This is a genomic window from Duganella sp. GW821-FHT07G03 (assembly GCF_059418605.1).
On the sequence record NZ_JBWKQE010000003.1, the window covers coordinates 21,876 to 37,097 of the forward strand.

Genomic DNA, 15,222 nt, shown 5'->3' on the forward strand with positions numbered 1-15,222 from the left:
ACAAACAAGCCAGTACTTGGCGCGAATTTGCCAAATTTTGGCTTTGATCGGCGCGCTTCAGACGTAAAAAAAGCGCCTCGATCGAGGCGCTTTTTTATCAAGCAAAAACTGATTACTGAATCTTGGCTTTCTTGGTCAGCTCGTCGCGGAAGGCGGCGATTTTACGCTGTTGCAGTGCTTCGGCCACCTGGCCTTTAACTTCTTCCAGCGTAGGCAGTTTGGTGGCGCGCGATTCTTCCAGTTTGATGACGTGGAAGCCGTATTCGGTTTTAACCGGGGTCTGGGTAATCTCGCCGTTTTTCAGGGCAATCATCGCATCAGAGTACGGCTTGACCAGTTTGCCTGGAGCCATCCAACCCAGATCGCCGCCGTTATTGGCCGAACCGTCTTTCGATACTTTGGCCAATTCTTCGAACTTGCCGCCGGCTTTCAGCTTGGCGATAATATCCTTGGCTTCCTGTTCGGTCGCTACCAGGATATGACGCGAGTGGTATTCTTTTTCGCCCATCGCGGCTTTGTACTTGTCGTACTCGGCTTTGATTTCGGTGTCTTTAACTGGATTCTTTTTAACGTAATCGGCCAGCATGGCATTGATGATAATGCTTTGACGGGCGTTTTCAATTGCCGCCTTGACTTCAGCCTTGGTGCCGAAACCTTGTTTATCCGCTTCCTGGATCATTACTTCGCGGCCGATCAATTCCTTCTTGACCATTTCGCGCAGCTGCGGACTATCAGGCTGCTGGCCTTGCGAGACCACTTGCTTGACCATTTGATCTACTTTGGCGGCGGGAATAGCCTTGCCATTCACGGTCGCGACGTTTTGCGCGTATGCCGGTGCTGCGACGGCAGCGATCAGTGCTAACAACAGGTGGGCTGGCTTCAACATCATTATTAAATCCTATAAAGAAACAAGAAATCGCACTCGGGCGGTGCATTGTACCAACGCAAAATTAAAAACGGCGCCCCGCAGGGCGCCGCCTTCATCTATAACATTACTGCACTTTTGCTTTCTTGACCAGTTCTTCCTGGTAGGCTTGCAATTTCTTCTGGGCCAGTGCTTCCGCAACTTGCGGCTTCACTTCTTCCAGGGTAGGCAGCTTGGCAGCGCGGATATCGTCCACCTTGATCACGTGGAAGCCGTTCGGGGTTTGAACTGGCTTCTCGGTGACCTGGCCCTTTTGCAGGCCAACGAAAGCGGCCGAGAACGCCGGTGGGAAGGACGATGGTACTGCCCAATCCAGATCGCCGCCATTAGCTGCGGAACCGGTGTCTTTCGATGCTTTTGCCAGTTCTTCAAACTTGGCGCCGCCTTTGATCTTGGCGATCACGTCGTTCGCTTCAGCTTCGGTGGCCAGCATGATGTGGCGGACGTGGTATTCCTTGTCGCCGTTCTGAGCCACGAAGCGGTCGTATTCGGCCTTGATGTCCGCGTCCGAAACTGGGTTCTTCTTCATGTAGTCGCCGACCAGTGCGTTGACGATGATGGCCTGGCGAGCGTTTTCGATTTGCGTCTTGACCGCTGCATCTTTACCGAAGCCTTGTTTTTCCGCTTCCTGCATCATCACTTCACGGCCGATCAGGTCTTTCTTGATCAGATCGCGCAGCTGAGGCGAATCAGGCTGCTGGCCTTGGGCGACAACTTGCTTGACCACAGCGTCCACGCGCGAGGTTGGGATGGCTTTGCCATTAACTACGGCAACGTTTTGTGCGAATGCAGGTACGGCGGCAACGGCGAGAAGTGCAATCAGCAAACTGGCTGGCTTGAAAGTCATTATTAATTCCTGTAAGGGGAAAGTTTTAGCGAAATTGCCTGGGCAGGAGTTGGATCGGCTATCAGTCTTTGTGTTCAATTATTTTGAAACCGATAGCGACCGTTTCCAGACCAAGCGCTACATCATACTTCGGACGGAGCCAATGCGGTAATGGCCAATGCATGAATTTCTTTATGCATCATATCGTGCACGGAATCATACACGAGTCGATGTCTTGTGACGAGTTTGAGCCCTTCGAATTGTAACGAAACAATTCGAACGTTGTAATGCCCCCCACCCGAGGCGGCGCCGGCATGGCCGGCGTGCAGCGCCGAGTCGTCGTCCAGCGTCAGTTCCAGCGGCGCCAGGGCGGCCTGGAAGCGGCTGCGCATGCGCTCCATACGGGTATCGGTCATGCTTCATCCTTCATGTGGCGCGACAGATAGATGGTCTGGCCGATGATAAACACAAACATGATCGCGGTCGAACCAAACGCTTTAAAGTTGACCCACGAACTGGTGTCGCCTTTAAACAAGACGAAGGCGAGATACCAGTTCAGGAAGCCCATTGCGACAAAGAAACTGATCCAGGCCAGGTTCAGACGGCTCCAGATCAGGTCCGGCAATTGGATGATCTCTTCCATCGACTTGCGCATCAGATTCTTTTTAAAGACGAATTCGCTTATCAGCAGGCCGGATGCAAAGAACCAATAGACGATGCTCAGTTTCCATTTGATGAAATCTTCATCGTGCAGGTAAATGGTCAGGCCGCCGAAGAATACAAACATGGTGAGCGAGAACCACAGCAGGAAGTCGACCTTGCGGCCGCGCAGCTTGATGTAGGCGATCTGCGCCATCGTCGCCAGGATGCCGATCAGCGTGGCGATCACGATCGGCGCTTGGTCCGGCGTCACCGTGCCGCCGGAGACGATGCCGCTCAGGTAGGTGTTGATGAAGTGCTGGGACGCCTCGGCGTTCCATCCGGACAGCTTGTAGGAAGCGAAGAACAGCAGCACCGGAATCAGGTCGAACAGAAATTTCATGGTGTCTCAAACGTTATTGTGGATCGAAGCGCAGCGAAGCCGAATTGATGCAGTAGCGCAATCCGGTTGGCGGCGGGCCGTCCGGGAACACATGGCCCAGATGGGCGTCGCATACCGCGCAAATGATTTCGGTGCGCAGCATACCATGGGTGCGGTCGGTTTTTTCAATGACATTGGCCGGATCGAGCGCTTCAAAGTAGCTCGGCCAGCCGCAGCCGGAATCGAATTTGGCGTCGGACCGGAACAGGGGCGTGTCGCAGCAAACGCAGGTGTAGATGCCGTGTTCGTGGTGATCCCAGAACTTGCCGGTAAAAGCGCGTTCGGTGGCCGCATGCCGCGTGACTTGATATTCCATAGGGTCCAGCATGGCGCGCCATTCGGCGTCGGGTTTGCTAACTTTATTGCTCATGACTTAGTGCTCGCTTAAGAAGAACAGCTTACTTCGAGATGGCTTGCCCAGTCTGGGGGCAAGGCGGCGTATTGATCGTGCTCAGGCTGTTCGTCGTATGGACGCTGCAAAACTGACAGCAAACGCTCCACTTCAGTAAAGTCCTTATTTTGTGCTTTTTCAATGGCAACTTGCGCCAGGTAGTTACGCAGCACGTATTTGGGGTTGACCTGATCCATCGCAAGCTTGCGCACGGTGTCGTCGCTGCCCTCGGCTTGCAGGCGGGCGCGGTACTGCGTGGCCCAGGCGTCGAAGGCCGTACGCTCGATGAACAGATCGCGCAGCGGCTCGTCGCCGCTGGCATCGGTCGACTTCAAACCGCTCAGTCGGCGGAAGAAGAGGGTGAAATCGACGCTGTTGGCTTGCATCAGCGCGAACATGGCGTCAAATAGCGCCCGATCGGCCTCGCTGTGCTTGGCCAGCAAGGTCAAGCCCAGCTTGGCGTGCAGCAGTTCGTCCATCTTGGCGGCGAATTCGGGCTGGTAGATGTCCAACGCGGCCTGGGTTTCGTCGACTTCGCCGATCAGAGGCAGCAGCGCCTGGCCCAGCGCGTAGCAATTCCAGTGGCCCACCTGCGGCTGGTTGGCGTAGGAATAGCGGCCCTGCTGGTCGGTGTGGTTGCAGATATGATCGGAATCAAAGGCTTCCATGAAGCCGAACGGGCCGTAGTCCAGCGTCAGGCCGAGGATGGACATATTATCGGTGTTCATCACGCCGTGCATGAAGCCCACCGCCTGCCAGTGGGCGATCATATGCGCGGTGCGGCGCGTTACTTCGGCCAGGAATGCCTTGTAAGGATTGGCTTCCGCACGTAACTCCGGATAAAAACGGTCGATGACGTAGTCGGCCAGCTGCTTGAGCTCGTCGTTCTTGTTGCGGTAGAACCAGTGCTCGAACGAACCGAAGCGTACGAAAGTGGGCGCCATGCGCACCACCACGGCCGAGGTTTCCACCGTCTCGCGCATCACGCCCTGGTCCGAACCGGCTACCGACAGCGCGCGCGAGGTCGGGATGCCCAGGCCGTGCATCGCTTCCGAGCACAGGAACTCGCGGATCGACGAGCGCAGCACGGCGCGGCCATCGCCCATGCGCGAGTAGGGCGTCAGGCCGGCGCCTTTCCATTGCAGTTCCATCGGCCCTTCGGCGGTGGCGACGTCGCCGAACAACATGGCGCGGCCGTCGCCCAGCTGGCCGGCCCAGACGCCGAACTGGTGGCCGGAATACACGGCGGCCAGCGGCAGCGCGCGCTCGGGCGCGGCGTTGCCAGCCAGGACGTCGAGACTGTCGGCGACCTGGTCAGGCGTCAGCCCGACCAGCGCAGCGGCCGGCGCGCTGACGGCAACCAGATAGGGCGCCGGCAGCGGCGTGGGCATCAGGCGGGTGTAAAAAGCGGGCGGCAGGGACGCGAAGGAGTTGTCCAGCGGCAGTTTAGAGGCAGTAATAGCAGTTCCCGTTTCGCAGTAAGGCCCCGCAGGGCGTGATCTTGCGATTTTACCGCAGCGGACGGCTGCTGCGGTGCAGCATCGAAATGCATTGACGGTCTTTGTGCGGGCATACCAAACTCATTCCTATAAAGTCAACTTTTCCAGGAGCCCGCATACATGTATCCACAGAGTCCGCTGATGGGCCAGATGATGAATCAGCCGCTGCTCGTGTCCAGCATCCTGGACTTCGCCGCGCGGCATTACGCCAACAGCGAGATCGTTTCGCAGCGGGTTGAGGGCGACCTGCACCGCTATACCTTCCGCGATTGCCAGCAGCGCGCCAAGCGCCTGGCCAACGCCTTGCACGGGTTGGGCGTGCGCATGGGCGACCGCGTCGCCACGCTGGCCTGGAACGGCTATCGGCACATGGAGGCCTATTACGGCGTGTCCGGCTCGGGCGCCGTGTTGCACACGTTGAACCCGCGCCTGCATCCCGACCAGCTGGCCTACATCTGCAACCATGCCGAAGACCAGTACCTGATGTTTGATTTCTGCTTCCTGCCGCTGGTGGAAGCGTTCGCGCCGCTGTGCACGGGCATCAAGGGTTTCATTCTGTTCGGCGGCGCCGACCGCATGCCGGCCGAGACCAAGATCCCGAACCTGTTGTGCTACGAAGACCTGATCAATTCCCATTCGCCCGAGTATGCATGGCCGCTGTTCGACGAGAATTCGGCCTGCACGCTGTGCTACACCTCCGGCACCACCGGCAATCCCAAGGGCGCGCTGTACTCGCACCGTTCGACCGTGCTGCACGCTTACGGCTCCGCCATGCCGAATGCGCTCAACGTCTCTTCGCGCGATACGGTGATGCCGGTGGTGCCGATGTTCCACGTCAACGCTTGGGGCTTGCCGTATTCGGTGCCGCTGTCGGGCGCCAAGATGGTCTTCCCCGGTCCGGCGCTGGACGGCAAGTCGGTCTACGAATTGATGGAAAAAGAACAGGTCACGTTCTCGGCTGGCGTGCCGACTGTGTGGCTGGGCCTGATCAACTACGCGCTGCAGAACAAGCTGAAGTTCTCATCCTTCCGCCGCACCGTGATCGGCGGCTCGGCCTGCCCGCCCGCGATGATGGCCACGTTGATCGACGAGTTCGACGTCGAGGTGGTCCATGCCTGGGGCATGACGGAAATGTCGCCGCTGGGCACTACCGGCGGCCTGCTGACCAAGCATCTGCAAATGGGCCAGGAAGAACAGCGCAAGATTTTGCAGAAGCAGGGCCATGCCATCTACGGCGTCGACATGAAGATCACCGACGACGATGGCAAGGAACTGCCTTGGGACGGCGTCAGCTACGGGCACCTGATGGTCAAGGGGCCGTGGATCATCTCGCGCTACTTCAAGGGCGAAGGCGGCGACGTGCTGGAAGACGGCTGGTTCCCGACCGGCGACGTGGCCACCATCGATGCCGACGGCTTCATGCAGATCACCGACCGCAGCAAGGACGTCATCAAGTCCGGCGGCGAATGGATAGGCACCATCGACCTGGAGAACGTCGCCATGTCGCACCCGGCGGTGATGCAGGCGGCCTGCATCGGGGTTGCCCATCCAAAGTGGGATGAGCGGCCGCTGCTGGTGGTGGTGGTGCGGCCGGGCCAGGAACTCAAGCGCGATGACCTGCTGGCCCACTTCCAGGGCAAGGTCGCCAAATGGTGGTTGCCCGACGACGTGGTGTTTGCCGATGCGCTGCCGGTCGGTGGCACCGGCAAGATCCAGAAAAACAAGCTGCGCGAGCAGTACCGGGACTATCGCTTGCCGACCGCCTGAACCCTGCCGAAATGCAGCGCCAGATACACGCCCAGCAGCACGGCGCCCAGGCAGGCTGCGCCCAAGTCGGCTGTCCATGCCAGGGCTAACGGGAAATTGGCCAGCAATGCCATGGATGCCAGCAGATTGGCGAACCCCCATAGCACGTTGAGCAGCGGCGACGAGTGGCCGACGCCGCGCGGCTTGGCGAACGGCGTCGGAAAAGTCTGCCCTTGCAAGCCCGCCGCCAAATGCGGCAGGGCATTGCACAGGAAGGCGCCGGTAAAGAAATGCGCGAGAAATTGCATGGGGTCTCCTATTTTTTGACGGTGGGGTGGGCGGCCATCGGCAGCTCCGGCAGGAACATCAGCATCAGCAAGCCCAGGCCCACCAGCACCGTGCCAGTGGTGAAAATGCTGGCGATGGCGTGGCGATAGATGTCGGCCGTCGCGGCTTGTCCGTGCAGGCGCTGCGCCAGGATCGCGCCGGAACCGGTCACGCCTATCAGTCCGCCAAGCGAGCGGAAGAACGCCAGCATCGCCGTGCCGACGCCGCGCCGCGTGGCGGGCAGGGCGTTCTGCACCGCCATCGTCATGTTGGGCATCACCAGGCCGAGCCCGGCGCCCAACACGAAGATGGCCGGTTCCAGCACCAGGTAGCCCGCCGAGTGCGCGATGCCCCAGGCCAGCACGGCGAACGACACGGTCGCCAGGCTCAGGCCCACGGTCTGTGCCGGCTTGTAACGGCCGCCGGACCTGGCCAGCACACGGCCGTTGAACGACGAGGCGATCACCAGGCCAACCATCATCGGCATCGTCAGCAGGCCCGAATTGGCCGGGCTGACGCCCATCACCATCTGGAACAGCAACGGGAAGAACACGCTCGAACCCATCATGCCGACGAAGGTCAGCGCCAGCACCACGCTGGCGATGTTGAACACGCGATTGTGGAACAGGTCCGGCGGCAGCACCGGCTCCGGCACGCGCCGCACATGCCACAGCAGGGCGGCCGTCAGCGCCACCGCCAGCGCACTCAGGTATTTCACTTCATCGGAATTCCAGGGCCATTGCGTGCCGCCCAAAGCCAGCACCAGCAGCGCCGCCGTGACGCCGCCGGTCAGCAGCACCGAGCCCAGGTAGTCGATCTTGTGTTCGCGGTGCGGGCTGGTGTGGTGCAGGGATTTGGAGATCACATACAGGGCCAGCGCACCCATCGGCAGGTTGACGTAGAAGATCCAGTGCCACGACAGCCAACTCGTCAGCAGGCCGCCCACCACCGGCCCGAGCACGCTGGTGACGGCGTACACGGCGGCGATGCTGCCTTGCCGCTTGCCCCGTTCGGCCGGCGGTATCAGGTCGCCGATGACGATCTGCGCCAGCGGCAGGAAACCGCCCGCGCCCATGCCCTGGATCGCGCGGAAGACGATCAGCTCGGTCATATTCTGCGCCAGCCCGCACAGGGCCGAGCCGATCAGGAAGGTGATGATGGCCGTGTACAGCAAGGGTTTGCGGCCGTACTGGTCGCTGAGCTTGCCGTACAGCGGCATGGTGGCGGTGGACGCCAGCATGTAGGCCGTCACCACCCACGACAGGTGGGCCATGCCGCCCAGGTCGGATACGATGCGCGGCAGCGCGGTCGCCACGATGCTCTGGTCCAGCGCGGCCAGGCCGATCATGATGACCAGTCCCATGTAGATGGCGCGGATTTCCCTGACCGTCACCGGATGATTTTCTGTCTGCATCGTCATTCGCCGATCTCGTTGAGGTATTGGATGGCTGCGCGCAGCGCCTGCGCGCCTTCCGGCTGCAACTGCGCCAGCTTGCGGGCCAGCCAGTCGAGACGACGGCTGCGGATATCTTCGATCACCGCCGCGCCTTGCGGCGTGAGCTGCAGGCCGACGCGGCGGCGATCCTCGGGATTGGGCGCGTCGCGCCGCACCAGGCCGGCGTTTTCCAGCGCCTTGATGTGGCCGCTCATGGTCGGGCCGCGCAGCTTTTCCATGCGCGCCAGTTCGGCCACGCCGATGCCGGGCGTCCGGCTGATGGTCGATAGCAGCAGTTTGTGTTGCAAGCTCAGGCCATGCGGATCGCTGTCGCCCTCCTGGCGGATGCGGCGGAACACATGATGCAGCGCCGCTCTCAACTCGTCGGCCAGCGCGATGGCGTCCTTGGGTATCGGGGTTTCTTTGGTCATGGCATTCAATATAGGTAGGCTACCTATCTATATTAAGCGATGGCGGGCGAGACATCAAGACAAAAAAAAACCCGGCGAACCGGGCTGAGGCAGGAGAACTGCTGTTACTTGAGGGCGCCGAACACCTTGCCGATCAGCTTGCTACCGGCGCCGAGCGGATCGGCGCGGATGGCTTTTTCTTCTTCGCCTATCATCGTGTACAGGCCGTCCAGCGCGCGCTGGGTGACGTAGCCTTCGACTGTGGTCTGTTCCTTGGCCAGCACGCCCAGCTTGGGCGCCATCGCCATCGCGGTGTTGTACTTGTTGGCCAGGTCGGAGCGGTCGGTGACCTTTTTCACGATCGGCAGGAACTGCAGCGCCAGTTTCGGCGCGGTCTTCTCGCGGAAGAAATCGGTCACCGAGGTGTCGCCGCCGGTCAGGATGTTCTTGGCGTCGGTGATGCTCATGGACTTGACGGCGTCCACCAGCAGCGGCTTGGCCATCGGCACCGCCGCCTCGGCCGCGTGGTTCATCTGCACCACCAGGTCGTCGAGCTGCTGGCCCTTGCCGGTCATCTTCAGCAGCGGACGCGCCTGTTCCAGGATCTTCGGCAACGGGATGCGCACCTTCTCGTTGTTGAGGAAGCCGTTCTCCGCGCCCAGCTTGGCCACAGCCAGCGACGAGCCTTTGTCCAGCGCCGCCTTGAGCCCGCCGGTGGCGTCCTGGTTGCTCAGATCGGCCAGCGAGAGCGCATAGGCGCTGGCTGCGGCCAGCGTCAAGGGGAGCAGCAGGGCGACGGCGCGGCGGGAAATAGACATGGTTGACCTCAAGATTGGCATGGCCGGCGGCTGCCGGCATGGCGCTACTTTAACCTAGCGCCACGCATGCTGCCACCCCGTCCTGTACCATGTCGTGACGTCGCTAAAAATAATAATACGACCGTTCTTTTATGCGGTATAGTGAGTGGGCTGACGATCTTATTAAAGCTCCACTAAAACATAAGGAAGAGACATGACTGCTGAATATCAAGTCCGCGGCACGGTTGCCGTCATCACGCTGAACAATCCGCCGGTCAACGGCCTGGGCCTGGCCACCCGCACTGCGGCGGTCAAGGGCATTCAGCAGGCGCTGGCGGACGACGCCGTCAAGGCCATCGTCATCACCGGCGCCGGCAAGGCCTTCTCGGGCGGCGCCGACATCAAGGAATTCAATTCGCCGAAAGCGCTGAGCGAGCCCAGTCTGCACACGCTGATCGCCACCGCCGAAAGCTCGACCAAGCCGGTGGTCGCCGCCATCCACACCGTCTGCATGGGCGGCGGGCTGGAGCTGTCGCTGGGCTGCCACTACCGCGTGGCGATGCCGGGCGCACAGATCGCGCTGCCGGAAGTCAAGCTGGGCCTGCTGCCGGGCGCCGGCGGCACGCAGCGCCTGCCGCGCGTGCTGGGCCTGGAAATGGCGTTGAACATGATCGTCTCGGGCACGCCGGTGCTGTCCGACAAGCTGGCCAACACCGCGCTGTTCGACGCCGTGTTCGCCGCCGACGCCGACCTGGTCAGTTCGGCCGTGGCCTTTGCCGAGACCATCGCCGATGCGCGTCCGCTGCCGAAAGTGCGCGACCGCAAAGTTGACTACCCGAACCACGAAGCCTTCCTGCAATTCTCGCGCAACACCGTCAAGGCCATGTCCGGCCCGTTCCCGGCGCCGCTGGAGTGCGTGGAAACGGTGGCCGCCTCGGTCACGATGAAGTTCGAAGACGGCATGAAGTTCGAACGCGAACGCTTCCTGCACCTGATCCAGACCACCGAATCGAAGGCGCTGCGCCACGCCTTCTTCGCCGAGCGCGTCGCCAGCAAGGTGCCCGACGTGCCGGCCGATACGCCGGTGCGCGCCATCAAGCAGGCCGCCGTGATCGGCGCCGGCACCATGGGCGGCGGCATCGCCATGAACTTCCTCAACGCCGGCATCCCGGTCATCATGCTGGAGACCAAACAGGAAGCGCTGGACAAGGGCCTGGCCACGATCCGCAAGAACTATGAAAACACCATGAAGAAGGGCAAGCTGACGCAGGAGAAGTTCGACCAGCGCATGGCCCTGGTCAGCGGCACGCTGGCGTATGAAGACATCGGCCAGGCCGATATCGTGGTCGAAGCCGTGTTCGAGGAAATGGGCGTCAAGGAAGCCGTGTTCCGCAAGCTGGACGAAGTGATGAAGCCGGGCGCCATCCTGGCCTCCAACACCTCGACCCTGGACTTGAACCAGATCGCCGGCTTCACCAAGCGTCCGCAAGACGTGATCGGCACCCACTTCTTCAGCCCCGCCAACGTGATGAAGCTGCTGGAAATCGTGCGCGGCGCGCAGACCGGCAAGGACGTGCTGGCCACCGCGCTGGCGCTGTCCAAGAAACTCAAGAAGACCGGCGTGGTGTCGGGCGTGTGCGACGGCTTCATCGGCAACCGCATGATCGAGCAGTACAGCCGCCAGGCCGGCTTCCTGCTGGAAGAGGGCGCCTTGCCGGAGCAGGTCGACAAGGCGGTCGAGAAGTTCGGCTTCGCCATGGGGCCGTTCCGCATGGGCGACCTCGCCGGCAACGACATCGGCTGGGCCATCCGCAAGCGCCGCTATGTGGAGAAGCCGGAAATCAGCTACTCCAAGACCGCCGACCTGCTGTGTGAGATGGGCCGCTACGGCCAGAAAACCGGCGCCGGCTGGTACGACTACAAGGCAGGCGACCGCAAGGCTTATCCGAACGAGCAGGTCAACGCCATGATCGTGCAGCACTCGGCCGATATCGGCGTGGCGCGCCGCAAGATCAGCGACCAGGAGATTATCGAGCGCCTGGTGTACTCGATGGTCAACGAAGCGGCGCACATCCTGGAAGAGGGCATCGCGCTGCGCGCGTCGGACATCGACATGGTCTACCTGACCGGCTACGGCTTCCCGCTGTTCCGCGGCGGCCCGATGTTCTACGCCGACACGGTGGGCTTGCCGAACGTGCTGGCGGCGATCAACAAATACGCCCAGGGCCACCAGGGCAGCGCCTGGAAGCCGGCGCCGCTGCTAGTCAAGCTGGCCGACGAGGGCAAGGGCTTTAATAGTTGATGTTGGGAAAAACTCACACCCCAAAATAAATTTGCCGGGGTGTGAGTATTTTCAAAAAAACGGACTATACTTTCCATATAGCATCAAACAAACCTTCGAAGCCCTAAAAAACGGTTCGAGTTGCAGCGTGAGTAGCACGTTACTAACCATCGTTTTTGTGGAGGCTAACATGAAGCGTGTCATATCCCGCCCTTAGTGGCAGAGTCCATCACTTCCCCGATACTTTGCGATTCGTAGCCAGCCTTTGAGCTGTGCCGGGCAGCTTGGCGTCGATGCTTCATACCAAATTCGAAAGATTCACGCTTTCTCGTTTAAGCGCCTCGGCCGCCATATTTGGCGGCTTTTTTATGGCCGTTCAAAAAAAATAGCCGCCATCGCTGGCGGCTATTGCGGGCTAGGCCCAGAAGCTTAGTCGTTGGCGTAAATGTTGTTGTCCTTGGTCTCAGCGACGAACAGCGCGCCGATCACGGCCGTGATCAGGGCGATGATGATCGGATACCACAGGCCGTAGTAGATGTCGCCCTTGAACGCCACCAGCGCGAACGAGATGGTCGGCAGCAGGCCGCCGAACCAGCCGTTACCGATGTGGTAAGGCAGGGACATCGAGGTGTAGCGTATGCGGGTCGGGAACATCTCGACCAGCATGGCGGCGATCGGACCGTACACCATGGTCACATACAGCACCAGGATGAACAGCACGCCCACCATCATCGGCTTGTTCATCTGCGTCTCGTCAGCCTTGGCGGGATAGCCCGCGCCCTTGATGGCGGCGCCGACTTCCTTCTTCAGTGCCGCTTCGGTTTCCTTGCTGGCCTTGTCGAAGTTCAGGCCGTCGGGTGTCATGGTCGCGTTGAAGGAAGTGATTTCCTTGTCGCCGATCTTGATCTTGGCAACGCTGCCCGCCGGGCCGGCCTGCGTGGTGTAGTTGACCGAGGCCAGCGACAACATGCCGGTCGCGATATCGCACGAGGACGGGAATTTCTTCTGGCCAGTCAGGTTGAACTGGAAGTGGCACGATTCCTGGTCGGCGATCACCACCACCGGCGAGTTCTGCAGCGCGGTTTCCAGTGCCGGATTGCCGTAGTGGGTCAGCGCGCCGAACAGCGGGAAGTAGGTTGCCGCGGCCAGCACGCAGCCGCCCAGGATGATCCATTTGCGGCCCACTTTGTCGGACAGCATGCCGAAGAAGATGAAGAACGGGGTGGCCAGCGCCAGCGAAATGGCGGTCAGGATGTTGGCGTTGGCGCCGTCGATCTTCAGCACTTGCGTCATGAAGAACAGTGCGTAGAACTGGCCGGTGTACCACACCACGGCCTGGCCCATCGTCAGGCCGACCAGCGCCAGGATCACCACTTTCAGGTTGCGCCATTGGCCGAATGCTTCGCTCAGCGGTGCTTTCGAGGTGCGGCCTTCGGCCTTCATCTTGGCGAACGCCGGCGATTCATTCATCGACAGGCGGATCCACACCGATACGCCCAGCAGCAGCACCGACACCAGGAACGGCACGCGCCAGCCCCAGGCCGCGAACTCTTTTTCGCCGATGGCGGTGCGGGTACCCAGGATCACCAGCAGCGACAGGAACAGGCCCAGCGTTGCCGTGGTCTGGATCCAGGCGGTGAAGGAGCCGCGCTTGCCGTTCGGTGCGTGCTCGGCCACGTAGGTGGCTGCGCCGCCGTATTCGCCGCCCAGCGCCAGGCCTTGCAGGATGCGCAGCGAGACCAGGATGATAGGCGCGGCGATGCCGATCGCTTCATGGCCGGGTAGCAGGCCGACAATGAAGGTCGAGGCGCCCATGATCAGGATGGTGATCAGGAAGGTGTATTTACGGCCGATCATGTCGCCGAGGCGGCCGAACACCAGCGCGCCGAATGGGCGCACAATGAAGCCCGCTGCAAATGCCAGCAGCGCAAAAATAAAGGTGGTGGTCGGGTCGCCGATGAAGAACTGCTTGGCGATGATAGGCGCGAGCGAGCCGTACAGATAGAAATCGTACCACTCGAAAATCGTCCCCAGCGAGGACGCAAAGATCACCTTGCGTTCTTCCGGCGTGATCGCGCCGGACTTGGGCAGGTTGCGCGGATCGGCAGTGCCTGATGTTGTCGTCATTTATATCTCCTGTAATTTTTTTGAATTTCCCCAGCCGAGATAGTTACATTTCCGTCAGCTTGTGCGCAGTGTGCCGCGTGAACCTTACACAAAGCTTGCTCCAAACTTACATGAACCTTACATAAATATTTGCGAACGACCGTACTAAAATATGCTATTCTGGATTCACTAAAAACACCCACTCATAGGAGACTTTCATGATCGACGCCGTCATTGTTTCAACCGCCCGTACTGGTTTGGCCAAGTCGTGGAAAGGCGCGTTCAACATGACGCATGGCGCCACCCTGGGCGGCCATGCGCTGCAAGCGGCGATCAGCCGCGCGGGCATCGAAGCAGGCGAAGTGGAAGACGTGCTGATCGGCTGCGCCAACCCCGAGGGCGCCACCGGCGGCAACATCGCGCGCCAGATCGCCATCCGCGGCGGCTGCCCGGTGACCACCGGCGGCATGACCATCAACCGTTTCTGCTCGTCCGGCCTGCAGACCATCGCCACCGCCGCCCAGCGCATCATCGCCGGCGAAGGCGACATCTACGCCGCCGGCGGCGTGGAATCGATCTCCTGCGTGCAGCAGGAAATGAATATGCACATGTACAAGGAAGTCTGGCTGTCGCAGCACAAGCCGGAAATCTACTGGCCGATGCTGCAGACGGCGGAAACCGTGGCCAAGCGCTACAACATCAGCCGCGAGCGCCAGGACGAATACGGCGTGCAGAGCCAGCAGCGCGCCGCCGCCGCCCAGGCCGCCGGCCGCTTCGATGCCGAGATCGTGCCGATGACCACCACCATGGGCGTGGCCGACAAGGCCAGCGGCATGCTGCTGACCAGGGAAGTGACGATCTCGGCCGATGAAGGCATCCGCGCCGACACGACTTATGAAGCGGTGTCGAAGATCCGCAGTGCCATGCCGGGCGGCGTCATCAGCGCCGGCAATGCCAGCCAGTTCTCGGACGGCGCCTCGATGTCGATCGTGATGAGCGCGCAGACCGCGGCCGCCAAGGGCCTGCAGCCGCTGGGCATCTTCCGCGGTTTCGCCGTCGCCGGCTGCGAGCCGGACGAAATGGGCATCGGCCCGGTGTTCGCGATTCCCAAACTGCTGAAGAAGGCCGGCCTGAAGGTCGAGGACATCGGCCTGTGGGAGTTAAACGAAGCGTTTGCCGTGCAGGTGCTGTACTGCGCCGACACGCTCGGCATCCCGATGGACCGCCTGAACGTGAACGGCGGCGCGATCGCCGTCGGCCACCCGTACGGCGTGTCTGGCGCGCGCCTGACCGGCCATGCGCTGCTGGAAGGCAAGCGCCGTGGCGTTAAATATGTGGTCGTCACCATGTGCATTGGTGGCGGCCAGGGAGCGGCGGGCCTGTTCGAAGTGGTGTAAG

Annotated in this window: 14 protein-coding genes; 3 read left to right on the forward strand and 11 right to left on the reverse strand. The window is 61.1% G+C overall.

Annotated features, from left to right (window positions below; genetic code table 11):
- Positions 1–112: 112 nt before the first annotated feature.
- The 6 genes from AC07OK_RS05810 to AC07OK_RS05835 form a co-directional block, all read right to left on the reverse strand.
- Positions 113–889 (reverse strand): peptidylprolyl isomerase, encoded by a 777-nt coding sequence (locus tag AC07OK_RS05810; protein WP_494689398.1) that lies wholly within the window; start codon positions 887–889, stop codon positions 113–115.
- A 103-nt stretch (positions 890–992) separates the two neighbouring features.
- Positions 993–1,772, reverse strand: coding sequence for a peptidylprolyl isomerase (locus AC07OK_RS05815; protein WP_494689399.1), 780 nt, complete (start codon positions 1,770–1,772; stop codon positions 993–995).
- A 122-nt stretch (positions 1,773–1,894) separates the two neighbouring features.
- On the reverse strand, positions 1,895–2,167 hold the full coding sequence (locus AC07OK_RS05820; RefSeq protein ID WP_494689400.1) for a BolA family protein: 273 nt from the start codon (positions 2,165–2,167) through the stop codon (positions 1,895–1,897).
- Positions 2,164–2,793, reverse strand: coding sequence for a septation protein A (locus AC07OK_RS05825; RefSeq protein WP_494689401.1), 630 nt, complete (start codon positions 2,791–2,793; stop codon positions 2,164–2,166). The genes AC07OK_RS05820 and AC07OK_RS05825 overlap by 4 nt, the downstream gene beginning before the upstream one ends.
- A 13-nt stretch (positions 2,794–2,806) precedes the next feature.
- On the reverse strand, positions 2,807–3,202 hold the full coding sequence (gene msrB / locus AC07OK_RS05830; RefSeq protein ID WP_494689402.1) for a peptide-methionine (R)-S-oxide reductase MsrB: 396 nt from the start codon (positions 3,200–3,202) through the stop codon (positions 2,807–2,809).
- Between the two features lie 14 nt (positions 3,203–3,216).
- The gene (locus AC07OK_RS05835) at positions 3,217–4,614 is read right to left on the reverse strand and encodes a protein adenylyltransferase SelO (protein ID WP_494689403.1); all 1,398 of its coding nucleotides are present in this window, start codon (positions 4,612–4,614) and stop codon (positions 3,217–3,219) included.
- Between the two features lie 228 nt (positions 4,615–4,842).
- Here AC07OK_RS05835 and AC07OK_RS05840 point away from each other — a divergent pair, with 228 nt between their 5' ends.
- Positions 4,843–6,489, forward strand: a complete 1,647-nt coding sequence (locus tag AC07OK_RS05840; RefSeq protein WP_494689404.1) for a 3-(methylthio)propionyl-CoA ligase — start codon at positions 4,843–4,845, stop codon at positions 6,487–6,489.
- Here AC07OK_RS05840 and AC07OK_RS05845 read toward each other — a convergent pair.
- The 4 genes from AC07OK_RS05845 to AC07OK_RS05860 form a co-directional block, all read right to left on the reverse strand.
- Complete coding sequence (locus AC07OK_RS05845) at positions 6,468–6,776, reverse strand: hypothetical protein (protein ID WP_494689405.1); 309 nt, start codon at positions 6,774–6,776, stop codon at positions 6,468–6,470. The genes AC07OK_RS05840 and AC07OK_RS05845 overlap by 22 nt on opposite strands.
- Positions 6,777–6,784: 8 nt before the next feature.
- Positions 6,785–8,209 (reverse strand): MDR family MFS transporter, encoded by a 1,425-nt coding sequence (locus tag AC07OK_RS05850; protein WP_494689406.1) that lies wholly within the window; start codon positions 8,207–8,209, stop codon positions 6,785–6,787.
- 2 nt (positions 8,210–8,211) lie between these two features.
- Positions 8,212–8,661 (reverse strand): MarR family winged helix-turn-helix transcriptional regulator, encoded by a 450-nt coding sequence (locus AC07OK_RS05855; protein WP_494689407.1) that lies wholly within the window; start codon positions 8,659–8,661, stop codon positions 8,212–8,214.
- A gap of 104 nt (positions 8,662–8,765) precedes the next feature.
- Positions 8,766–9,458: a DUF4197 domain-containing protein gene (locus AC07OK_RS05860; protein ID WP_494689408.1), complete on the reverse strand. Its 693-nt coding sequence runs from the start codon at positions 9,456–9,458 to the stop codon at positions 8,766–8,768.
- Between the two features lie 193 nt (positions 9,459–9,651).
- Between AC07OK_RS05860 and AC07OK_RS05865 the strand changes: the two genes are divergently transcribed.
- Positions 9,652–11,739 (forward strand): 3-hydroxyacyl-CoA dehydrogenase NAD-binding domain-containing protein, encoded by a 2,088-nt coding sequence (locus tag AC07OK_RS05865; RefSeq protein WP_494689409.1) that lies wholly within the window; start codon positions 9,652–9,654, stop codon positions 11,737–11,739.
- A 408-nt stretch (positions 11,740–12,147) separates the two neighbouring features.
- Here the strand turns inward: AC07OK_RS05865 and AC07OK_RS05870 are convergent, their stop codons facing one another.
- On the reverse strand, positions 12,148–13,845 hold the full coding sequence (locus AC07OK_RS05870; protein WP_494689410.1) for an MFS transporter: 1,698 nt from the start codon (positions 13,843–13,845) through the stop codon (positions 12,148–12,150).
- A 197-nt stretch (positions 13,846–14,042) separates the two neighbouring features.
- On the opposite strand from AC07OK_RS05870, the gene AC07OK_RS05875 reads away from it, so the two are divergent.
- Positions 14,043–15,221, forward strand: a complete 1,179-nt coding sequence (locus AC07OK_RS05875) for an acetyl-CoA C-acyltransferase (protein WP_494689411.1) — start codon at positions 14,043–14,045, stop codon at positions 15,219–15,221.
- The last annotated feature ends 1 nt before the right edge of the window (position 15,222 follow it).